Annotated in this window: 23 protein-coding genes; 13 read left to right on the forward strand and 10 right to left on the reverse strand. The window is 71.9% G+C overall.

The window, feature by feature from the left end; genetic code table 11:
* Positions 1 to 42 precede the first annotated feature (42 nt).
* Both ACFYO8_RS23425 and ACFYO8_RS23430 read right to left on the reverse strand, forming a co-directional pair.
* Entirely contained in the window at positions 43 to 1440 is a 1398-nt protein-coding gene (locus ACFYO8_RS23425; RefSeq protein WP_354869388.1) for an MFS transporter, read from the reverse strand.
* Positions 1441 to 1460: 20 nt separating this feature from the next.
* Positions 1461 to 2228 (reverse strand): glycerophosphodiester phosphodiesterase, encoded by a 768-nt coding sequence (locus ACFYO8_RS23430; protein ID WP_354869386.1) that lies wholly within the window; start codon positions 2226 to 2228, stop codon positions 1461 to 1463.
* Positions 2229 to 2316: 88 nt separating this feature from the next.
* Here ACFYO8_RS23430 and ACFYO8_RS23435 point away from each other — a divergent pair, with 88 nt between their 5' ends.
* Positions 2317 to 2766 (forward strand): helix-turn-helix domain-containing protein, encoded by a 450-nt coding sequence (locus ACFYO8_RS23435; protein WP_354869384.1) that lies wholly within the window; start codon positions 2317 to 2319, stop codon positions 2764 to 2766.
* Positions 2759 to 3127: a DUF4180 domain-containing protein gene (locus ACFYO8_RS23440; RefSeq protein WP_354869382.1), complete on the forward strand. Its 369-nt coding sequence runs from the start codon at positions 2759 to 2761 to the stop codon at positions 3125 to 3127. The genes ACFYO8_RS23435 and ACFYO8_RS23440 overlap by 8 nt, the downstream gene beginning before the upstream one ends.
* A gap of 6 nt (positions 3128 to 3133) precedes the next feature.
* Here the strand turns inward: ACFYO8_RS23440 and ACFYO8_RS23445 are convergent, their stop codons facing one another.
* Together ACFYO8_RS23445 and ACFYO8_RS23450 are read right to left on the reverse strand one after the other, a co-directional pair.
* Complete coding sequence (locus tag ACFYO8_RS23445; protein ID WP_355047592.1) at positions 3134 to 3784, reverse strand: NAD(P)H-dependent oxidoreductase; 651 nt, start codon at positions 3782 to 3784, stop codon at positions 3134 to 3136.
* A gap of 60 nt (positions 3785 to 3844) precedes the next feature.
* Positions 3845 to 4615, reverse strand: a complete 771-nt coding sequence (locus tag ACFYO8_RS23450; protein ID WP_387188455.1) for a lysophospholipid acyltransferase family protein — start codon at positions 4613 to 4615, stop codon at positions 3845 to 3847.
* Positions 4616 to 4808: 193 nt separating this feature from the next.
* On the opposite strand from ACFYO8_RS23450, the gene ACFYO8_RS23455 reads away from it, so the two are divergent.
* Positions 4809 to 6221 carry a cytochrome ubiquinol oxidase subunit I gene (locus ACFYO8_RS23455; RefSeq protein ID WP_354869381.1) on the forward strand — a complete coding sequence of 471 codons (1413 nt, stop codon included), beginning with the start codon at positions 4809 to 4811 and terminating at the stop codon, positions 6219 to 6221.
* Positions 6222 to 6238: 17 nt separating this feature from the next.
* Positions 6239 to 7237, forward strand: a complete 999-nt coding sequence (cydB, locus tag ACFYO8_RS23460; protein ID WP_355047590.1) for a cytochrome d ubiquinol oxidase subunit II — start codon at positions 6239 to 6241, stop codon at positions 7235 to 7237.
* 73 nt (positions 7238 to 7310) lie between these two features.
* Here cydB and ACFYO8_RS23465 read toward each other — a convergent pair whose 3' ends face one another.
* Both ACFYO8_RS23465 and ACFYO8_RS23470 read right to left on the reverse strand, forming a co-directional pair.
* Positions 7311 to 7997, reverse strand: coding sequence for a DUF6319 family protein (locus tag ACFYO8_RS23465; RefSeq protein ID WP_355047570.1), 687 nt, complete (start codon positions 7995 to 7997; stop codon positions 7311 to 7313).
* A 65-nt stretch (positions 7998 to 8062) separates the two neighbouring features.
* Positions 8063 to 8527, reverse strand: a complete 465-nt coding sequence (locus ACFYO8_RS23470) for a peroxiredoxin (RefSeq protein WP_354869374.1) — start codon at positions 8525 to 8527, stop codon at positions 8063 to 8065.
* Between the two features lie 90 nt (positions 8528 to 8617).
* Here ACFYO8_RS23470 and ACFYO8_RS23475 point away from each other — a divergent pair, with 90 nt between their 5' ends.
* Together ACFYO8_RS23475 and ACFYO8_RS23480 are read left to right on the forward strand one after the other, a co-directional pair.
* Positions 8618 to 9010: a YciI family protein gene (locus ACFYO8_RS23475; protein WP_355047569.1), complete on the forward strand. Its 393-nt coding sequence runs from the start codon at positions 8618 to 8620 to the stop codon at positions 9008 to 9010.
* Position 9011: 1 nt separating this feature from the next.
* Entirely contained in the window at positions 9012 to 10256 is a 1245-nt protein-coding gene (locus ACFYO8_RS23480; RefSeq protein WP_387190090.1) for an RNA polymerase sigma factor, read from the forward strand.
* 85 nt (positions 10257 to 10341) lie between these two features.
* On the opposite strand, the gene ACFYO8_RS23485 is transcribed toward ACFYO8_RS23480, so the two are convergent.
* Complete coding sequence (locus tag ACFYO8_RS23485; protein ID WP_355047568.1) at positions 10342 to 11175, reverse strand: patatin-like phospholipase family protein; 834 nt, start codon at positions 11173 to 11175, stop codon at positions 10342 to 10344.
* 78 nt (positions 11176 to 11253) lie between these two features.
* Here ACFYO8_RS23485 and ACFYO8_RS23490 point away from each other — a divergent pair, with 78 nt between their 5' ends.
* Positions 11254 to 11982: an SDR family oxidoreductase gene (locus tag ACFYO8_RS23490; protein ID WP_355047567.1), complete on the forward strand. Its 729-nt coding sequence runs from the start codon at positions 11254 to 11256 to the stop codon at positions 11980 to 11982.
* 48 nt (positions 11983 to 12030) lie between these two features.
* Here the strand turns inward: ACFYO8_RS23490 and ACFYO8_RS23495 are convergent, their stop codons facing one another.
* Both ACFYO8_RS23495 and ACFYO8_RS23500 read right to left on the reverse strand, forming a co-directional pair.
* Positions 12031 to 12156, reverse strand: a complete 126-nt coding sequence (locus tag ACFYO8_RS23495) for a hypothetical protein (RefSeq protein ID WP_354869363.1) — start codon at positions 12154 to 12156, stop codon at positions 12031 to 12033.
* Positions 12153 to 13562 carry an OFA family MFS transporter gene (locus ACFYO8_RS23500; RefSeq protein WP_354869362.1) on the reverse strand — a complete coding sequence of 470 codons (1410 nt, stop codon included), beginning with the start codon at positions 13560 to 13562 and terminating at the stop codon, positions 12153 to 12155. The genes ACFYO8_RS23495 and ACFYO8_RS23500 overlap by 4 nt, the downstream gene beginning before the upstream one ends.
* Positions 13563 to 13739: 177 nt before the next feature.
* Here ACFYO8_RS23500 and pdxY point away from each other — a divergent pair, with 177 nt between their 5' ends.
* The 4 genes from pdxY to ACFYO8_RS23520 all read left to right on the forward strand — a co-directional run bounded on the left by pdxY (position 13740) and on the right by ACFYO8_RS23520 (position 18033).
* The gene (gene pdxY, locus ACFYO8_RS23505; protein WP_354869360.1) at positions 13740 to 14591 is read left to right on the forward strand and encodes a pyridoxal kinase PdxY; all 852 of its coding nucleotides are present in this window, start codon (positions 13740 to 13742) and stop codon (positions 14589 to 14591) included.
* Positions 14592 to 14688: 97 nt separating this feature from the next.
* Positions 14689 to 15141, forward strand: coding sequence for a helix-turn-helix transcriptional regulator (locus ACFYO8_RS23510; protein ID WP_354869358.1), 453 nt, complete (start codon positions 14689 to 14691; stop codon positions 15139 to 15141).
* A 10-nt stretch (positions 15142 to 15151) separates the two neighbouring features.
* Positions 15152 to 15565 (forward strand): VOC family protein, encoded by a 414-nt coding sequence (locus ACFYO8_RS23515; protein WP_355047566.1) that lies wholly within the window; start codon positions 15152 to 15154, stop codon positions 15563 to 15565.
* A gap of 92 nt (positions 15566 to 15657) precedes the next feature.
* On the forward strand, positions 15658 to 18033 hold the full coding sequence (locus ACFYO8_RS23520; RefSeq protein WP_387190098.1) for an ATP-binding cassette domain-containing protein: 2376 nt from the start codon (positions 15658 to 15660) through the stop codon (positions 18031 to 18033).
* 408 nt (positions 18034 to 18441) lie between these two features.
* On the opposite strand, the gene ACFYO8_RS23525 is transcribed toward ACFYO8_RS23520, so the two are convergent.
* Positions 18442 to 18609, reverse strand: a complete 168-nt coding sequence (locus ACFYO8_RS23525) for a hypothetical protein (protein WP_355096270.1) — start codon at positions 18607 to 18609, stop codon at positions 18442 to 18444.
* Positions 18610 to 18623: 14 nt separating this feature from the next.
* Between ACFYO8_RS23525 and ACFYO8_RS23530 the strand changes: the two genes are divergently transcribed.
* Both ACFYO8_RS23530 and ACFYO8_RS23535 read left to right on the forward strand, forming a co-directional pair.
* The gene (locus tag ACFYO8_RS23530; protein WP_387257531.1) at positions 18624 to 19616 is read left to right on the forward strand and encodes a tyrosine-type recombinase/integrase; all 993 of its coding nucleotides are present in this window, start codon (positions 18624 to 18626) and stop codon (positions 19614 to 19616) included.
* Positions 19617 to 19667: 51 nt separating this feature from the next.
* Positions 19668 to 20687: a hypothetical protein gene (locus ACFYO8_RS23535; RefSeq protein WP_354869351.1), complete on the forward strand. Its 1020-nt coding sequence runs from the start codon at positions 19668 to 19670 to the stop codon at positions 20685 to 20687.
* Positions 20688 to 20756: the final 69 nt, after the last annotated feature.

Genomic DNA, 20756 nt, shown 5'->3' on the forward strand with positions numbered 1-20756 from the left:
CGGATCGGGCCCGCGATGATCCGCAGGTCGGGACGCGGCGGGTCAGAGCACCCGGGGCGGGGTGTTGCCGGCGGCGATGATGGCCCGGCGCATGGGCACGGCGGCCAGTAGCGCGAAACCGACCACGAAGAAGATCAGCAGCGACACCAGACCCACCCGGTACGACGAGGTCAGCTGGAACACCAGGCCGAACGCCAGCGGGCCGAGCCAGCTGGTGCCCTTGTCGCTGATCTCGTAGAAGCCGTAGTACTCGCCCTCCTTGCCGGCCGGGATGAGCTGGCTGAACAGCGACCGGCTCAGCGCCTGGCTGCCGCCGAGCACCAGGCCGATGCAACCGCCGAGGATCATGAACGGTACGGGCGCCTCGGCGGGCAGCCGGAACGCGGCGATGATCACACCGGTCCAGAGCACCAGCGACAGCAGCACGGTCTTCCAGGCGCCGATGCGCTTGGCGAGCGCGCCGAGGGCCAGCGCGCCGCCGAAGGCGAGGAACTGCACCAGCAGGATGGTCACGATCAGGGTGCTCTGCTCCAGCCGCAGCTCCTCGGTGCCGTACTGGCTGGCGAGGGTGATGACGGTCTGGATGCCGTCGTTGAAGACCAGGAACGCGAGCAGGAAGTACAGCGTCAGCGGGTACTTCTTGATCTCCCGCAGGGTGTGCCCGAGCTGACGGAACCCGTCGGTCAGCACGTTGGCGCCGCTGCCGTCCCGGCGGGCCGCCTCGGTCGGATGCTCGCGCAGCCAGCGCAGCGGCACCAGGGTGAACGCCGCCCACCACACGCCGGCCGACACGATCGACCAGCGGGCCAGGTCCAGCGTCCGCTGGGCGTTGCCCTCCTCGCTGAGCATGGTGACCGCGACCAGGTTCAGCGCGAGCAGCAGTCCGCCGCCGAGGTATCCGATGGCCCAGCCGCGGCTGGAGATGCCGTCGCGCTCGTCCGGGCCGCCCAGTTGCGGCAGGAACGAGTTGTAGACGACGACGGCGGCGCCGAAGGAGATGTTCGCGATCAGGAACAGCGCGCCGCCGAGCAGGTAGCGCTCGCCGGTGACGAACGCGAACGCGATGGTCGCGGCGGCGCCGGTGAATGCCGCGGCGGCGAGCAGCCGCTTCTTGTGCGCCGACCGGTCGGCGATCGCGCCGACCACCGGGAGCACGAACACGGTGAGGAAGACCGACAGCGAGATCAGGTACGGGTAGAACGAGCCGGCGGCGACCTTGATGCCCAGCGGGTACACCGCGCCGTCGCAGGTGTCCGCGCCCAGTTCACAGCCGGCGGCGAGTTCGGTGACGGTGGTGAGGAACGGCCCGAGGAAGACCGTGATGACTGTGGTCTGGAACGCGGAGTTCGCCCAGTCGTAGAAGTACCAGCCGGTGCGCTCGCGGCGGGTGCTGCCCGGTCCGGCGGGGTCGGCGACGGCGGGGGTGACCGTATCGGCCATCGGGGGTCGTCCTCGGGGGGTCAGGCGGCCCAGTGGCCGCGGCTGCGGTAGACGTCGCGGAGCACGCCGACGTGATCGGTCATGATGCCATCCACACCAAGATCAAGTAAGTGGTGCATCTGGGCAGGTTCGTCGATCGTCCAGACGTGCACCTGCAACCCGATCCGGTGGCAGTACGCGAGGAACCGCTTGTCGACCACCGGCAGCCGCCCGAAGGAGACGGGCACCTGCGCGGCCACCACGGACGGGGGCAGCCGCACCGGCCTTCCGTGCAGCGAGGCCAGCCGCAGCCGGGTCACCCCGCGCATGCCGAGGCCGGTGGCGACCTCCGGCCCGGCCAGCGCCCGCAGCCGGGTCAGCCGGGCGTCGCTGAACGAGGCGAGCAGCACCCGGTCGCTCGCGCCGACCCGGGCGACCGTGGCGACAGTGGGTTCCACGCCGCCGTCGGCCTTCACGTCGATGTTGAACCGCACCTGCGGCCAGGCGTCGAGCACCTCGTCCAGGCGGGGCACCAGGGTGGCCCCGCCGACGCGTACCGACGACAGGTCGGCCCAGCGCAGATCCGCGATGCGGCGCGGTTCGCCGGTCACCCGGCGCAGCGTCGGGTCGTGGAAGACCACGGGTACGCCGTCGGCGGTGGCGTGCACGTCGGTCTCCACGTACCGGTAGCCCAGGGCGACGGCACGGGCGAACGCGGCGGCGGTGTTCTCGTCGCCGTCGGCCGCGCCGCCGCGGTGGGCGAACGCCAGCGGCGCGGGCGCGTCGAGGTAGCCGTGACGGGGCTGCACGCGGGCAGTATGCCCGGCGTGGATGGCGCACACATGGCCGGGCGGGGAAATTACCTATCCTTCCCCAACCCGGCTAGCATAGGGTGCGATGAGTAATGACATGTACTCGGTGGAGCAGGTTGCGGACCTGCTCGGCCTGCACGTGCGCACCGTGCGCGGCTACATCCGATCCGGGCGGCTGCGGGCCACCCGGATCGGCAAGCAGTACCGGATCGCCCGCACGGACCTGGACGCGCTGACCGGCCGGCCGGCGCGGGCGGCGGCGCCGGGGGCGGAGGTGTCCAGCGTCGTCCGCCTCGACGGCGTCGACCGGGCCGCCGCCGACCGGCTCGCCACGCTGGTGCTGGCCGGCGTGAACACCCACCACGACCCGGACCGTCCAGTGCGGGTGCAGACGGTCCACGACGAGGAGCGGTACCGCATGACGATCGTGATCCTGGGCGACCTCACCGACACCGCGGACCTGTTGCGCCTGCTCGACGGGGTGCTCGACGGCGGCAACGGCCTGCTCGGCGGCGGGGAGCGCGGCCGTGGCTGACCTGATGCAGGAGCGCGCCGGCGTGCAGGTGCTGGTCTGCGACCCGGACGGCCCGCCGATCGCCACCGAACGCGACGCGTTGGACCTGATCGGCGCGGCGTTCCTCGGCGCGACGGTGGTCGCGGTGCCGGCCGCCCGGCTCGATCCCGGCTTCTTCACCCTGGGCACCCGCTTCGCCGGTGACGTGATGCAGAAGTTCGTCAACTACCGGCTACGCCTGGCGATCGTCGGTGACATCTCCGCCCACCTGTCGCGCAGCGGCGCGTTGCGCGCGCTGGTGGCCGAGTCGAACCGGCACGACCAGGTGTGGTTCGTACCGGACCTGGACGCGCTCGACGAGCGCCTGCGCGCCACCACCTGACCCGGGTCAGCCCGGCCGGCCGCTGGGTCCGACGCCCGCGTCCCGGGCTCCGGGCGGGGGGTACGGCCGTTCCGCGAGCAGCCGGGCCAGGTGGGCGCTGTTGAGTGCCAGCGCGGCGGTGGTGCGGCCGGTCGTGTCGGGTTTGGGGCGGGCGTCGACGTAGTCGGTCTTGTGCAGCGCCTCCCCGACCCAGTAGGTGGCCCCGGCGGCCGGGCAGGTGAACCCCACCTCGTTGAGGGCCTGCTGCACCTCGGCGATGGTGTGGTGTGCGCCGTCCTCGTTGCCGACCACGGCCACCCCGCCGACCTTGCCGTAGGTGCGCAGGCGGCCCTGGTCGTCGGTCTCGGACAGTTCGGCGTCCAACCGTTCGAGGACCATCTTGGTCACCGACGAGGGCTGACCGAGCCAGATCGGCGTGGCGATGATCAGGATATGGGCGGCGAGCAGCTTGGCGCGGATCGCGGGCCAGCCGTCGCCGTCGCCCTCGTCGACGGAGACCCCGAAGCGCACGTCGTGGTCGACCACCCGGACGATCTCGCCGTCGACGCCCTGATCGGCGAGCGCGTCGAGCACCTCCTGACCGAGCACCTGTGAGCTGGACGTCGCCGGGGAGCGCTTCAGGGTGCAGTTGAGAACCAGTGCTCGAACAGCGGTCATGACCGGGTCCTCTCCGCGTACGGGATGCGCCTTGATACCCGCCACCGCGGCCGGGATGCGTCAGCCGGTGCGGTGGCGGCGGTGGGCGCGGGTGGTCTCGACCGGCCGGCCCGGGTCGACGTGGCGCGGCAGGTCCGGCTCGTCGGGGCGCAGCGCCATCAGGTCGTCGGTGATCGCGTCGATGATCCGGTCGGTGGCCTGCCGGGCCGCGCCGGGGGAGTCCGACCGCAGGTCGTCCAGCGGCACCGGGGCGCCGAAGTGCACCCGGATGGCAGGCCGGCGGACGATCGCCCGGGCCACCGCGCGCAGCATCCCCTCGGGCGCCCGGTAGGGCAGCACCTCGTGCGAGCCCCACTGCGCGACCGGCACGACCGCGGCGCCGCCTGCGAACGCGAGCCGGGCGGCGCCGGTCTTGCCGCGCTCGGGCCACATGCCCGGGTCGAGTCCGATGCGCCCCTCCGGGTAGACCAGCACCACCGAGCCGCCGGCGACGGCCCGGGCCGCGACCCCCAGGGAGCGGTGCACCGCGGCGGTGCCCCGGTCGACGCGGATGTGCCCGGCGCGGCGCATCAGCGCCCCGAGCACCGGGGTGCGGAAAAGTCCGCCGGTGGCCATGATCCGGGGCGCGACGCGCCGGACCCGGCAGGCGGCGGCGAGGACCACCGGGTCGAACGGGCTGATGTGGTTGGCGGCCAGGACCAGCGGGCCGTGGCGCAGCGCGTCGGGCACGTCGCCGGTGACCTCCAGCCGGCCGACCAGCCCGACGGCGGCCCGGGCAAACGTCTGCGCGCCCCGCCACAGCAGCGGCGCGCGCCAAGGGGTGCTGCTCATCAGTGCTGGATGGTCGCACGGGCCGGGGTGATCCCGGTGCCCGGCACGTGATTCCGGGACCGGCGGGCCCTCCGGCCAGGTGATCAGGGTCATTGGTCCCGGGTCGGGTGGGGCCCTGCGGCCCTGCTGGTTCCGCTACGACGACGAGTAGTATCTACTACGTCTCGTAGTATGCGCAGCTGGGGGTTTACAGGTGGACGCGTTGGACGTCGCCCGCTGGCAGTTCGGTGTCACCACCGTCTACCACTTCTTGTTCGTTCCGTTGACCATCGGCCTGTCCGTGCTGGTGGCGATCCTCCAGACCATGTGGCACCGCACCGGCAACGAGCGGTACCTCAAACTCACGAAGTTCTACGGCAAGTTGTTCCTGATCAACTTCGCGATGGGGGTGGTCACCGGCATCGTGCAGGAATTCCAGTTCGGCATGAACTGGAGCGACTACTCCCGCTTCGTCGGTGACATCTTCGGCGCGCCGCTGGCCATCGAGGCCCTGGTGGCGTTCTTCCTCGAATCCACGTTCATCGGCCTGTGGATCTTCGGCTGGGACCGGCTGCCCAAGCGCCTGCACCTCGCCTCGATCTGGGCCGCCGCGATCGGCACCAACCTGTCGGCGTACTTCATCCTCGCCGCCAACTCGTTCATGCAGAACCCGGTCGGCTTCCGGATCAACCCGGAGAGCGGCCGCGCCGAGCTGACCGACTTCGTCGCCGTGCTCACCAACAAGGTCGCCCTGATCACCTTCCCGCACACGCTGGCCGGCGCGTTCCTGGTCGCCGGGTCGCTGATGGTCACCGTCGGCCTGTGGCACGTGATGCGCAACCGCGACAGCGCCGACACCGGCGCGTACCGCTTCGCGACCAAGCTCGGCTCCTGGGTCGTCCTGGTCTCCTCGGCGCTGGTGGTCCTCACCGGCGACATCCAGGGCAAGATCATGACCGACGTGCAGCCGATGAAGATGGCAGCCGCCGAGGGCCTCTACACCACCGAGAGCCCCGCCTCGTTCTCCGTGCTCACCGTCGGCAGCCTCGACGGCAGCCGCGAGCTGTTCGCCATCAAGATCCCGTACCTGCTGTCGTTCCTCGGCACCGGCGACCCCAACGGCACCGTCCAGGGCATCAACGACCTGCAGGCCCAGTACGCCAGCCAGTACGGCCCCGGCAACTACGCCCCGATCATCCCGGTCACCTACTGGAGCTTCCGCTTCATGATCGCCTTCGGGCTGGCCGCCGCCGCGATCGCGCTGCTGGTGCTCTGGAGCCAGCGCAAGGGCCGCACTCCCACCAGCAAGTGGCTGCTGCGCGCCGGCCTGGTCATGCCCGTGCTGCCGCTGCTGGCCAACTCCTTCGGCTGGATCTTCACCGAGATGGGCCGCCAGCCGTGGATCGTCTTCGGTGAGATGCTCACCCGCGACGGCGTGTCCCGCAGCGTCTCCCTGACCGAGGTGCTCACCTCCTTCACCGCGTTCACGCTCATCTACGCCGTCCTCGCGGTGGTCGAGTTCAAGCTGCTGGTCCGCTACGCCCGCGCCGGCGTCCCGGACGTCACCCCGCAGACCGACGACGACGACACCGACGACGCCGAACGCCCGCTGGCGTTCGCCTACTGACACCCCGGAGCCCAACCGTGGAACTGACGACCGTCTGGTTTCTCCTCGTGGCCGTGCTCTTCACCGGCTACTTCATCCTCGAAGGCTTCGACTTCGGCGTCGGGATGCTGCTGCCGGTGCTCGGCCGCGACGACCGGCAGCGCCGCGTCCTGATCAACACCATCGGCCCGGTCTGGGACGGCAACGAGGTGTGGCTGATCACCGCCGGCGGCGCCATGTTCGCCGCCTTCCCCGAGTGGTACGCCACCCTGTTCTCCGGCTTCTACCTGCCGCTGCTGCTGATCCTGCTGGCCCTGATCGCCCGCGGCGTCGCCTTCGAGTACCGCCACAAGCGGTCCGAGGCGTCCTGGAAGCGCCGCTGGGACCAGGCCATCTTCTGGGGCTCGGCGATCCCGGCCGTGCTCTGGGGCGTGGCGTTCGCCAACATCTTCCGCGGCGTCCCCCTGGACGCCGACCACGAGTACGTCGGCGGCCTGTTCAACCTGCTCAACCCGTACGCGCTGCTCGGCGGCCTGACCACGCTGGGGCTGTTCCTCACCCACGGCGCGGTGTTCCTGGCCCTCAAGACCACCGGCGACATCCGCGAGCGCGCCGGCGCCCTCGCGGTCAAGCTCGGCGTCGGCACCGCGGTGGCCGCCGTGGCGTTCCTGAGCTGGACGCTGACCATCCGCTCCAGCGCCGCCGCCGTCGTTTTCGCCGTCGGCGCCGCGCTCGCCCTGCTCGGCGGTCTGGCCGCCGCCAAGGTACGCCGGGAGGGCTGGGCGTTCACCGGCACCGCCGTGGCGATCGCCCTGGCCGTGGCGACACTGTTCGCCGCGCTGTTCCCGAACGTGATGCCGTCCACCCTCGACGCGGCCGGCACGCTCACCGCCACCAACGCGGCGTCCACCCCGTACACCCTGAAGATCATGACCTGGGTGGCAGTGGTGTTCACTCCGATCGTGCTGGCCTACCAGGGTTGGACGTACTGGGTGTTCCGCCGCCGAATCGGGGTACATAACATTCCGCAACACTGATCGACCTGTGGGCGCAGGGGTGACGCGGGGCCGGTGCGAGGGGGTCGCACCGGCCCCGCGGGACGTTCCGGGCTCAGCGCGCCTCGCGCAACTCCGCCAGCCGCGCCTCGATCTCGGCCAGCTCGGCGCGCAGCTTCTCCGCCTGCTGTTCCGCCTCGGCCCGCTCGGCCGCCATGATCTGCTCCACCGCCTCCTGCACCCCTGGCACGTCCACCAGCGCCACCATCCGCAGCGCCTCGGCCGGCTTCACCACGTACGGCCGGGCCAGCGCCTTCGTGCCCTGCTGCGCGGCCACCGTCCACTCGCCCTCGGCGTAGGCCAGCGTCACGGTCAGCCCGGCCGGGGTCTTCGGCTTGGCGGCCTTCGCCGCCCGCTTCGCCGGCTTCGGCTCCGGCTGCGGCTGCTCGGCCTTCGGCTCCTCCCGGCGCGGCGCCGGCACCCGCGGCGTGTCGAGCACGAACGCGGGCTCCGGCGCGGCCGGCGGCTGCTCCGGCTCCGGCTTCGGCTCGGCGGCCGGACGCCGCCCGCCGCCCTTGGGGGCGATCGCCACGTCGGCGGGGGAGAACGGCAGCTCGTCGCGGCCGAACCGGACCACCACGAACTCCTCCGACGCCTCCGGGTCGGTCAGCTCCACCACCTGCCCGAGCTGCCCGGCGATCTGCCCGGCCGTCTCGGTGAACACCACCCGGGGCTTGCGGCCCGCGGCCAGCGCCTCCCGGATTCCCTGAACCTCGTCAGTGGACAAACCCTGACCCGCCATCACGCCCTCTTCCGTACACCTGTTTGACGCAGCCTTGATACCAGCCGGCTGCGACACCACGAAGATCAGCCCCCGAGGGCCCGCAATGCCGCGTCGGCGTGCTCGTTCATGCTCAGCTCACTGTGCACCACTGCGAGCACCCGCCGGTCCGTGCCGATGACGAACGTCATCCGCCGCGTGCTCAACGCGCCCAGCGGCAGCCGCCGCCGCACCCCGAACGCCCGCGCCACGGTGCCGTCGACGTCGGACAGCAGCGGATAGTCGAACCCGTGCTTGCGGGAGAACTCCGCCTGCCGCTCCACCGGGTCCCGGCTGATCCCCACCCGAGACGCGCCCACCGCCGCGAACTCCGCCGCCAGGTCCCGGAAGTGGCAGCTCTGCGCCGTGCAGCCCCGCGTCATCGCCGCCGGATAGAAGAACAGCACCACCGGCCCGGCGGCCAGGAACTCCGACAGCCGCCGCGGCGTGCCCGTCTCGTCCGGCAGCGTGAAATCCTCGACCAGGTCACCGACACCCATCGCGTCACTCATGACGCGAGGATATGTAGACATCGGCGATCCCGCTCCGTCGTACCCGGCGAGCGGCGGAGAGGCACCGCCGCACGACGCGAAGGACCGACAGTGAAGTACGTGATCATGATTCATTCCAACCCGGAGCCGTGGGGTCACCCCACCTCCGACTACCTCGCCGCCCACCAGGAGCTGCCCGCCGAGGTACGCGACCGGCTCAACGCCGACTTCGAGCAGGTGCTGACCGAGCTGCACGCCAACGGAGAGCTGGTCGTCGGTGAGGCGCTCGCCGACCCCGGCACCGCACAGCTGTACCGGTGGAGCGACGGCGCGCCACTGGTGACCGACGGCCCGTACTCCGAGGCCAAGGAACATCTCGCTGGTTTCTTCCTCATCGACGTGCCGGACCAGGCCCGCGCGGAAGCCGTCGCCGCGCAGTTCGCCGGCCCGGGGGAGACCGTCGAACTGCGGCCCCTGATGTGGCCGGGCGGCTCCGATCAGTGATGTGACGCTGGCGGACGTGTGGCGCCGGGAGGCGCCGCACGTCCGCGCCGCGCTGCTGCGCCGCTACGGGCACCCCGACGCCTGCGAGGACGCCCTCCAGGACGCGGCGGAGGCGGCCGCCGCCCGGTGGCCGCTCACCGGCGTGCCCGACGAACCCCGGGCCTGGCTCATCCGGGTCGCCGCGCACCGGCTGATCGACCGGATGCGCGCCGACACCGCCCGCACCCGCCGCGAACGGCTCGACGCCGCCCGGCAACCCGACGCCGGCCGCGTGCCGGCGCTCGACGAGACGCCTGTGACCGGCACCGACGACACGCTGCGCCTGCTGTTCCTGTGCTGTCACCCGGCGCTGAGCCGCCCCTCACAGGTAGCGCTCACCCTGCGCGCGGTGGCCGGCCTGCGCGTGGAGCAGATCGCCGCCGCCTACCTGGTGCCGGCCCGGACCATGACCCAGCGGCTGAGCCGGGCCCGCGCGACGCTACGCGAGGCCGGCGCCCGGTTCACCATGCCACCGCCGGACGCGCTGCCCGACCGGGTGGCCGCCGTGCTCGACGTGTGCCACCTGGTGTTCAGCGAGGGCTACACCCGCACCTCCGGCGACCAGCTCCTGGACGTCGAACTCGCCGAGGAGGCGATCCGGCTCACCCGGCAGGTCCACGCCGCGCTGCCCGACCACCCCGAGGTCACCGGCGCGCTGGCCCTGATGCTGCTCACCCACGCCCGCTCACCCGCCCGCACCGACGCCGCCGGTGACCTCGTGCCGCTCGCCGACCAGGACCGCTGCCGCTGGCGCCGCGACCTCATCGACGAGGGCGTCACACTGCTCGGCCGGGCCCTGCCGCACGGCCCGGTGGGCCGCTACCAGCTCCAGGCGGCCATCGCCGCCGTCCACGCCGAGGCCCCGACCTTCGACGACACCGACTGGCTGCAGATCAGCGTCCTCTACGACATGCTGAGCCGGGTCGCCCCCAGCCCGTTCGTCACCCTCAACCAGGCCGTCGCCGTGGCCATGGCGCACGGCCCCGCCATCGGACTGGCACTGCTCGGCCCGCTGCTGGCCGACCCGGCGATGCGCGGCCACCACCGGCTGCACGCCGTCCGCGCCCACCTGCTGGAGTTGGGCGGCGACCCGGCGGCGGCCGCCGAGCACTACCGCACCGCCGCCCGCCTGACCGGCAGCCTCCCCGAACAGCGCTACCTCAACCGACGGCTCGCGCACCTGCGCCGGCAACATCCCGGGGCGTGACCCGACGACCGCCCCGGCCGCGGCCCGGCGGTTCACCCGCCGCTCACGCATCATCCCTGCCGACGCCCGAACGTGACGCGGGCCGTCACGCCCAGACCGCCGCCACCTCACCGGCCACCGCCGAGGCCTGCGCGAACCCGGCCCGCGCCGACGCCGCGCGCCGCGCGGGATCCAGCACGTTACGCCCGATCGCCGCCCGCGCCGCCCGGTCCGGCGACACCACCGCCACCCGCGCCCCTGCCGACCGCAACGCCGCCACCTGCGCCGACAACCGCGGCATCGGCCCCACCGCGGCGCGCGTCGGCGCCAGCACCACCACCTGCCCGCACCCCGCCGCCAGGTCAGCGTTCACCGGCGAACGGACCCCACCGTCGACGTAGCGGCGGGGACCGATCGTGACCGGCGGCCACACCCCCGGCACCGCGCAACTCGCACCGACCGCGTCGACGAGCGGCACCCCGCTGTCCGCGTCGAACACCACGAACTCACCGGAGACGGCGTCGACAGCGGTGACCAGCAGCCGCCGCGCCGGCCACCGCCCGGACGGCAGCCGAGCCGCGATCACCGCCCGCCGCGACTGCTCCGAAGGGGTACGCGCCGACAACGCCAACGCCCCCAGCCGCGCCCGGGCCCGCACGGCGTCCCGACCCCGCCCACCGGCCCACGCCCACCGCGTCAACACACCCACGCCCAGCCGCGCCGGCACCTCGTCGCGCGGCGGGCGCAACTGGGCCGCGTACAACTCCCGCAGCGGCGTCCCGGAACACACCTGCGCCCCGACCACCGACCCCGCCGACGTGCCCACCACCAGATCGGCCTCGTCCAGCGGCAGCCCTTGCCCGGCCAGCCCGGCCAGCAACCCCAACTCCCAGGCCACACCGGTCACCCCGCCGCCACCCAGCACCAACGCCCGCCCCATGTGACCGTCCTCTCTCCAGCGCGGGGAACGCCCCGCCCACGGTAACGTCACCCGTACCGCCAGGAGGGGAGAGATGCATTGACCTGCATCACCGTCGTCACCGGGGGAGGCCGGGGCATCGGCGCGGCCACCGCCCGCCGGCTCGCCGCCGACGGGCACGACCTGGTGATCGGCTACCGCACCGACCACGACGCCGCCGAGGCGGTGGCCGCCGACGTGCGCGCCGCCGGCCGCCGTGCGGTCACCGTCGCCGCCGACACCACCGACCCCGACCAGGTACGCCGCATCTTCGACGCCGCCGACCGGCTCGGCCCGCTCACCGGCCTGGTCAACAACGCCGGCGTCACCAGCCCGATCGGCCCGTTCACCGACCTGCGCGTCGACGACCTGCGCGAGGTCGTCGACGTCAACCTCATCGGGTACGTCCTGTGCGCCCAGCAGGCCACCCGGCGGCTCACCAGCGGCGGCGCCATCGTCAACGTCTCCTCAGTGGCGGCCACGCTCGGCTCACCCGGCGAGTACATCCACTACGCCGCCGTCAAGGCCGCCACCGACACCCTCACCGTCGGGCTGGCGAAGGAACTCGCGCCGCAAGGGATCCGGGTCAACGCCGTCGCCCCCGGCATCATCCGCACCAGCATCCACGCCCGCTCCGGCGTGCCCGACCGCCCCGACACCGCCGCCGGCCGGATCCCGATGGGCCGAGCCGGGGAACCCGAGGAGGTCGCCGGCGCGATCGCGTACCTGCTCGGCCCGGACGCCTCGTACACCACCGGCGCGGTCCTGCGCGTCGGCGGCGGTCTCTGACCCGGCGGCGGCCCGGGGTTCCCGCCGCGGGCCGCCGCCGCGCGTCCCCTACTGGGTGAACAGCTTCGCCGCCGTGATCACCGTCTGCACCACCCCGTAGCCCAGCAGCACCGACACCACCAGCCACGACACCACCAGGCGAACCTGCTGCCCGCCACCGCTGCGCTCGTTCACGATCCGCTCCTCTCCGTCGCACCCGGTGCTGCCTCGTCCCGCCCGGACGCCGGCTCGTGGTAGCGCTCTGGCACCGGCCGCACCAGCAGGTTCGCCACCAGGCCCACCGCCAGCACGCCGACCATCGTCAACAACGCCGGCCGGTACGCCGCCGCTGTCAACGTGCCCGGCTCGCCCTGCGCGTCGAGGAACCCGTTGACGATCAGCGGGCCGGCCACACCCGCCGCCGACCACGCGGTCAGCAGCCGGCCGTGGATCGCACCCACCTCGAACGTGCCGAACAGGTCCCGCAGGTACGCCGGCATGGTGGCGAACCCGCCGCCGTAGAACGACAGGATCACGCACGCCAACAGCACGAACAACGCCGTCGCGGTCTGCCCCACCAGCGCCAGGAACAGGTACAGCACCATGCCCACACCCAGGTACACCACGTAGATCGGCTTACGGCCGATCACATCCGACGTGGACGACCACACGAACCGGCCCGCCATGTTGAACAGCGACAGCAGCCCCACGAACCCGCCGGCCGCCGCCACCGACACCACCGACGTGCCGTCCTCGCGGAAGAAGTCCTGGATCATCGGGCTGGCCTGCTCCAGGATGCCGATCCCCGCCGTCACGTTGCAGAACAGCACCACCCACAGCAGCCAGAACGACCGCGTCCTGACCGCGTTGGCCGCCGACACGTTGGCGGTCGTCACCAGCGGCTTCTCGGCCACCTGGGCCGGATCGAACCCGGCCGGGCGCCAGCCCGGCGCGGGCACCCGCACGTTGAACACCCCGAACATCATGATCACGAAGTAGCCGACGCCGAGCGTCACGAACAACCACACCAGCGCCGACCCGGACGCCGTGGAACCGCTGTCCGACGGGTCGTAGCCCGAGTCGTAGAACGACAGCAGCTGCCGGGACAGGGGAGAGGCCACCATCGCCCCACCGCCGAACCCCATGATCGCCAGCCCGGTCGCCAGACCCGGCCGATCCGGAAACCACTTGATCAACGTGGAGACGGGGGAGATGTAGCCGATCCCCAGACCGATGCCGCCCAGCACCCCGTACCCCAGGTACAGCAGCCACAGCTGCCCGGTCGCGATGCCCAGCGCCCCGACCAGGAACCCCGCCGCCCAGAAACACGCCGAGACGAACATCGCCTTACGCGGCCCGTTCGCCTCCACCCACGTACCGGCCACCGCGGCCGACAACCCCAGCATCACGATCGCGATGCTGAAGATCACCCCGATCGCCGTCTGACCGGTGTCGAAATGCGCGATCAGGGAGTTCTTGTACACGCTCGTCGCGTACACCTGCCCGATACACAGATGGATCGCCAGCGCCGCCGGAGGAATCAGCCAGCGGCTGTACCCCGGCGGCGCGACGGTGTGCCGACGATCGAGTGCGGAAAGCATCGTTGCTTCCTCCGTCCAGATGGCGAGAACGCCCGGTTCGTACCCCCACCGCACGCAGTGCCCAAACCCGCCCCGCGCCAGACGGTCGAACCCTGAGCCGAACGGTCACCGCCGCAGCCACCCGTCATCACCCCACCACCGCCCGTCACACCCGCCCCGGGATGCAACGATGACCGGGTGAAGATCCTGTCCATCCAGTCGTCGGTCGCCTACGGCCACGTCGGCAACTCCGCCGCCGTGTTCCCACTGCAACGCCTCCGACACGAGGTCTGGCCGGTCCTGACCGTGCACTTCTCCAACCACACCGGCTACGGCGCCTGGCGCGGCCCGCTACTCGCCCCCACCGACGTCGCCGACGTCATCGCCGGAATCGAAGACCGTGGCGTGCTCGGCACCGCCGACGCCGTCCTCTCCGGCTACCAGGGCGACCCCGCCGTCGGCGCCGTCATCCTCGACGCCGTCGCCCGCGTCAAGGCAGCCAACCCGGCCGCCCTCTACTGCTGCGACCCGGTCATGGGCGACGTCGGCCGCGGCATGTTCGTCCGCCCCGGCATCCCCGAATACCTGCGCGACACCGTCGTCCCCCGTGCCGACATCGTCACCCCCAACCAGTTCGAACTGGAATTCCTCGCCGGCCGCACCACCGACACCCTCGACGACCTCCTCGCCGCCGTCGACACCGTCCGCGCCACCGGCCCCCGGCACGTCCTGGTCACCAGCGTCCTGCACGGCGACCTGCCCGCCGGCCACCTGGAAGTCGTCGCCGTCTCCGACGACGGCGCCTGGGCCGTCACCACCCCGCTGCTGCCGATCACCCCCAACGGCGGCGGCGACGTCACCGCCGCCCTCTACCTCGCCCACCTCGCCACCACCGGCTCACCCCGGACCGCGCTGGAACACACCACCAACTCGATCTACGCCGTACTCGAGGCCACCCTCGAAGCCGGCACCCGCGAACTGCAACTCGTCGCCACCCAGGACGCCATCGCCGACCCACCCACCCGCTTCACCGCCCGCCGGCTGCGCTGACCGCCGCTCAGGTGCACCCGCACGGCAGGTGCACCCGGGCGGCGACTCGCCGCTCGAACAGGTGGACGACCCGCCGCCGAACAGCGAAGATGCACGAGTGCCCCCGGTCACCGACGACCCCGCGTTCGCCCAACGCCTACGCGACCTGACCCGGCTACGCCGCGTCCGCGACCGCATCGACCGCGAATACGCCAGACCCCTCGACGTCGAAGCCCTCGCCCGCGGCGAGCACATGTCCGCCGGACACCTCAGCCGCAAGTTCCGCCAGACCTACGGCGAGTCCCCGTACGCGTACCTCATGACCCGCCGCATCGAACGCGCCATGGCCCTGCTGCGCCGCGGCGATCTCAGCGTCACCGACGTCTGCTTCGCCGTCGGCTGCCAGTCCCTCGGCACCTTCAGCACCCGCTTCACCGAACTCGTCGGCGAACCGCCCAGCGCCTACCGCGCCCGCCACGCCCTCGACACCGCCGAACCACCCCCGTGCCTGACCAAACAAGCCACCCGACCGATCAGGAATCGAGAAGCCCGCACCGGCCGGCACCACTAGCGTGACCACCATGACGATCACCATTCACTACGCGTTCCTGCCGCACACCGACGCCGACGCCGCCATCGTCTTCTACCGCGACATCCTCGGCTTCGAACTGCGCAACGACGTCGGCCGCGGCGACACCATGCGCTGGCTCACCGTCGGCCCACCGAACCAGCCCGAGACCGGCATCGTCCTGCACCCACCGGCCGTCGACCCCGGCATCAGCGACGACGAACGCCGCACCATCCTCGAACTCGTCGCCAAGGGCAGCTACGGCGCGCTCACCCTCGCCACCGACGACCTCGACGGCCTGTTCGACCGCCTCCAGGCCAGCGGCGCCGACGTCGTGCAGGAACCCACCGAACAGCCCTACGGCGTACGCGACTGCGCCTTCCGCGACCCCACCGGCAACCTCATCCGCATCAACGAGCGGCGCTGAGCCTGGCGCGAAGCCGACGAACTGCTCGGCCGCACCCTGATGCGCGACGGCCGCTGGCTCGACTGACACCCGCACCACCGGACGGAGAAACCATGAGCGAGGCCACCACCGGCCCGCACCGCGCCGACAGCCACGACATCATCCGCGTCCACGGCGCCCGCGAGAACAACCTGCGCAACGTCGACGTCGAGATACCCAAACGCCGCCTCACCGTGTTCACCGGCGTCTCCGGCTCCGGCAAGAGCTCACTGGTCTTCGGCACCATCGCCGCCGAGTCCCAACGCCTCATCAACGAGACCTACAGCGCCTTCGTCCAGGGCTTCATGCCCACCCTGTCCCGCCCCGAGGTCGACGTCCTCGAAGGCCTCACCACCGCCATCATCGTCGACCAGGAACGCATGGGCGCCGACCCCCGCTCCACCGTCGGCACCGCCACCGACGTCAACGCCATGCTGCGCATCCTGTTCAGCCGCCTCGGCGACCCCCACATCGGCCCACCGAACGCCTACTCGTTCAACGTCCCCTCCGTACGCGCCGCCGGCGCCATCACCGTCGACCGCGGCCCCGGCAAGACCCAGACCAAGAAGGGCACCTTCAACCGCCTCGGCGGCATGTGCCCCCGCTGCGAGGGCCGCGGCACCGTCACCGACTTCGACCTCACCGTCCTCTACGACGAGAAGCTCTCCCTCAACGAGGGCGCCATCACCATCCCCGGCTACAGCATGGACGGCTGGTACGGCCGCGTCTTCCGCTCCAGCGGCCTGTTCGACCCCGACAAGCCCATCCGCGACTACACCAAGCGGGAACTGAACGACCTGCTCCACAAGGAACCCACCAAAATCAAGGTCGACGGCATCAACGTCACCTACACCGGCCTCATCCCCGCCATCAGCAAGTCGATGCTCGCCAAGGACGTCGACGCCATGCAGCCCCACATCCGCGCCTTCGTCGAACGCGCCATCACGTTCACCATCTGCCCCGACTGCGACGGCACCCGCCTGGCCCCCGAGGCCCGCTCCTCGAAGATCAACGGCATCACCATCGCCGACGCCTGCGCCATGCAGATCAGCGACCTCGCCACCTGGGTACGCGACCTGCGCGAACCCTCCGTCGGCCCACTGCTCAAAGCACTGGGGGACACCCTCGGCTCCTTCGTCGAGATCGGCCTCGGCTACCTCAGCCTCGACCGCCCCGCCGGCACCCTCTCCGGCGGCGAGGCCCAGCGCACCAAGATGATCCGCCACCTCGGCTCGTCCCTCACCGACGTCACCTACGTCTTCGACGAACCCACCATCGGCCTGCACCCCCACGACATCGCCCGCATGAACAACCTTCTGCGGCAACTGCGCGACAAGGGCAACACCGTCCTCGTCGTCGAACACAAACCCGAGACCATCGCCATCGCCGACCACGTCGTCGACCTCGGCCCCGGCGCCGGCACCCACGGTGGCACCATCTGCTACGAAGGCACAGTCGCCGGCCTGCGCGCCAGCGACACCACCACCGGCCGCCACCTCGACGACCGCGCCACCCTCAAGACCGCTGTGCGTACGCCCACCGGCGCCCTGCCCATCCGCGGCGCCCGCACCCACAACCTGCGCGACGTCGACGTCGACATCCCGCTCGGCGTCCTGGTCGTGGTCACCGGCGTCGCCGGCTCCGGCAAGAGCAGCCTCATCCACGGCTCACTCGCCAAACGCGACGACGTCGTCTCCGTCGACCAGACCGCCATCCGCGGCTCCCGCCGCAGCAACCCGGCCACCTACACCGGCCTGCTCGACCCCATCCGCAAAGCCTTCGCCAAGGCCAACGGCGTCAAACCCGCCCTGTTCAGCGCCAACTCCGAAGGCGCCTGCCCGACCTGCAACGGCGCCGGCGTCATCTACACCGACCTCGGCATGATGGCCGGCGTCGCCAGCACCTGCGAGGACTGCGAGGGCAAACGCTTCCAGCCCGCCGTCCTCGACTACCACCTCGGCGGCCGCGACATCAGTGAGGTCCTCGCCATGTCCGTCGACGAAGCAGAGACGTTCTTCAGCGACGGTGAGGCCCGCACCCCGGCCGCCCACACCATCCTCGACCGGCTCGCCGACGTCGGCCTCGGCTACCTCACGCTCGGTCAACCGCTGACCACGCTCTCCGGCGGGGAGCGGCAGCGCCTCAAGCTCGCCACCCGGATGGGGGACAGGGGCGGTGTGTACGTCCTCGACGAACCGACCACCGGCCTGCACCTGGCCGACGTCGCCCAACTGCTCGGCCTGCTCGACCGGCTCGTCGACGCCGGCAAGTCCGTCATCGTGATCGAGCACCACCAGGCGGTCATGGCGCACGCCGACTGGATCATCGACCTCGGGCCGGGCGCCGGTCACGACGGCGGACGGATCGTCTACGAAGGCACCCCGGCCGACCTGGTGGCCGCCCGGTCCACGCTCACCGGCGAACACCTCGCCGACTACGTCGGTGCGTGAGCGCCATTCCGGATCTCAGCGGGACAGGCCCCGCCGGCGGCCCGGCTCGGCCTCGCGCAGCGCGTCATCACCTCGGCTCGCCGGAGCACGGTTTCAAAGATTCGATAATGTACATTATGTCAAGTAAAGCGGAGACAGGCCTCCCCACGCGCCCATAGCGGACTGACCGCCAGGAGCGACGTGCGTTCATAGGACGCCTACTCCTTGCGTGGCTTGCAACGCTGTCACGCGCGGGCGCTGGCACATTCATTCGACCCAGCGAGCGGCCGGGCTCGCCTCAGGTGATCAGCACCGAGGCTGCGAGGCCACTGACCCACCGGCACAGGCGCCGGTCGCGCCGTCATCCGCGCGCGGCGACTCCGAACCCCGGAGCGCCCTCGCACGCAGACCTATCCCGGCCACGTCCGCTCACCGCCCCGGCTCTCCGTCGATCATGAGGTTGGCGGCGACAAAGCGGACACCGATTGCCGCCAACTTCATGATCGACGAGGCGGGCGGCCGGCGGGGCGGTGGCCGGATGGTGAAGTCTCGCCACTCTCCCCCGGTGAGCGCTTCTGGCGGGAACACGAGAATCATGCATAATATCCCTTATGCATGACAAACCGGACGAAGCGGTGGGCGCTCTGATCGAGGAGTTCCTGACTGCCCGGGCCACCCGTAAGCCCTCCCCCCACACCCTGGCCGCGTACCGCAGGGATCTGACCACTGTGGCCGAACTGGTCGCGGCGGACGGTGACGCCACTCCCCTGGACCGGCTGGCGGTCGGCGCCCTCTCCCCCCGGGTGATGCGCGCGGCGTTCGCGCGGTTCGCCGCTCCCCGTGCCGCCGCCTCGGTCCATCGTGCCTGGTCGACCTGGAACAGCTTCTTCACGTTCCTGGTCGCCGAGGGTGTCGTGCCGGGAAATCCGATGCCGGCGGTGGGGCGTCCCCGCACGCCTCTCCCCCGGCCCAAGCCGCTGCGGGGTGAGGACACCCCGGAGGAACTGCTGGCGGCGGTGGCCCGGTCGGAGGGCGGGCAGCGTGATCCGTGGCCGGAGCGCGACCTGGCGGTGCTGGCGCTGGCGTTGTGCGCGGGGTTGCGCCTGTCGGAGCTGCTGGCGCTGCGGGTGTCGTCGGTGGCCGGGCGCGACGGCGAGCGGCGGGTGGACGTGGCGGGCAAGGGTGGGCGGCCGCGTACGGTGCCGATCGAGGACGCCGTGGACCGGGTGCTTGCGGGTTACCTGGACAGCCGGCGGTACCGGTTCGGGTCGCGCAGTGTGCGGCCGGACTCGCCGTTGCTGGTGGACCGCCAGGGTGAGGCGTTGCGCCGGGGTGGGCTGCAGTACCTGGTGGAGTCGTGTTACCGGCGGGCGGGCATCGGTGACCGGGTGCCGCGCGGTGCGCGGTTGCACGCGTTGCGGCACACGTTCGCGACGCGGCTGGCGGAGGACGGGGCGAGCGCGGCGGAGATCATGCGGCTGCTGGGGCATGCGTCGTTGGCGTCGTCGCAGACGTACATCGAGGTGACGGCGGGTCAGCAGCGGGCGGCGGTGGCGGCGAACCGTACCAACCGGGCGTTGTCGGGGTTGACGTCGCCGCGGTGACGGTCGCGTGGCGGTCGGCGCGAGGGCTGGTGCGCTGGCAGGATCGGCCGGATGCGGGTGGGTGCGGCGCGGGCGGTGGCGGTCGAATGGGTGCGGGAGCGGATGCGCGCCGATGCGTCGATCGAGGGGGCGTTGTTCAGCGGGTCGACTGTGGGGTTGCCGGCCGACGCGGTGCTGCCGGTGTGGTCGGACGTGGACGTGTTGCTGGTGCGCCGGGAGCCCGGCGCGAAGGTGGGCAAGTTCGTGCACCGGGGGGTGCTGCTGGAGATCAGCACTGTCACCTGGGAGGAGTTGGGCGGCCCGGAGGACGTGCTGGGGTCGTGGGTGTTCGCGCCGATGTTCCGTACCGATGGGGTGATCGCGGATCCGTCGGGGCGGTTGGCCGCGGTGCGGGAGCGGGTCGCCGCGGGGTTCGCGGATCCGGTGTGGGTGCGGGCGCGGTGCGCGGGGGTGCGGCGGCGGATCGAGGCAGGGTTGCGGGCGGTCGGCGGTTCGGCGCCGGTGGCGCAGCAGGTGCTGGCGTGGGTGTTTCCGACGTCGTTGCTGGCGGTGTGGCCGGCGGTGGCGGGGTTGGTGGATCCGACGGTGCGGCGGCGGTACGTGCGGGCGGAGCGCGTGCTGTCGAGGTTCGGGTTCGGGGATCGGTATGCGGGGTTGCTGGACACGCTCGACGGCGGCGGGGTGAACCTGGACGCGGCGCGGGTGCGGGAGCATCTGGCCGGGTTGGCGGTGGTGTTCGACGAGGTGGCGCGGTTGTCGCGGGAGGGGTTCGCGTTCGGGGCGGATCTGGGTGCGGCGGGGCGTCCGGTGGTGTTCGACGGTGCGGCTGAGCTGATCGCGGCGGGGCGGCATCGGGAGGCGATGTTCTGGGTGCTGGTGACGTACGCGCGGTGTCATGTGGTGTTGGGCGAGGTGGCGCCGGAGCGGGAGCGGGCGTTCGGTGCGGTGCTGGCGGATCTGGGTGTGGCGTCGGTGGCGGATCGGCGGCGGCGGGCGGATGGGCTGCTGGCGGCGTTGCCGGGGTGGCAGACGGTGGTGGATGCGGTGGCGGCGGAGGCTGTGGCAGGCTGAGGGGGACGCGACTGGCGGCACGGGGATGGGTGAACCATCGGGGAGCTCGTCGTGGGGGTCGACCGCCTG

Origin of the sequence: Micromonospora sp. NPDC005257, from assembly GCF_042872445.1 — a bacterium.
Lineage (GTDB): Bacteria > Actinomycetota > Actinomycetes > Mycobacteriales > Micromonosporaceae > Micromonospora.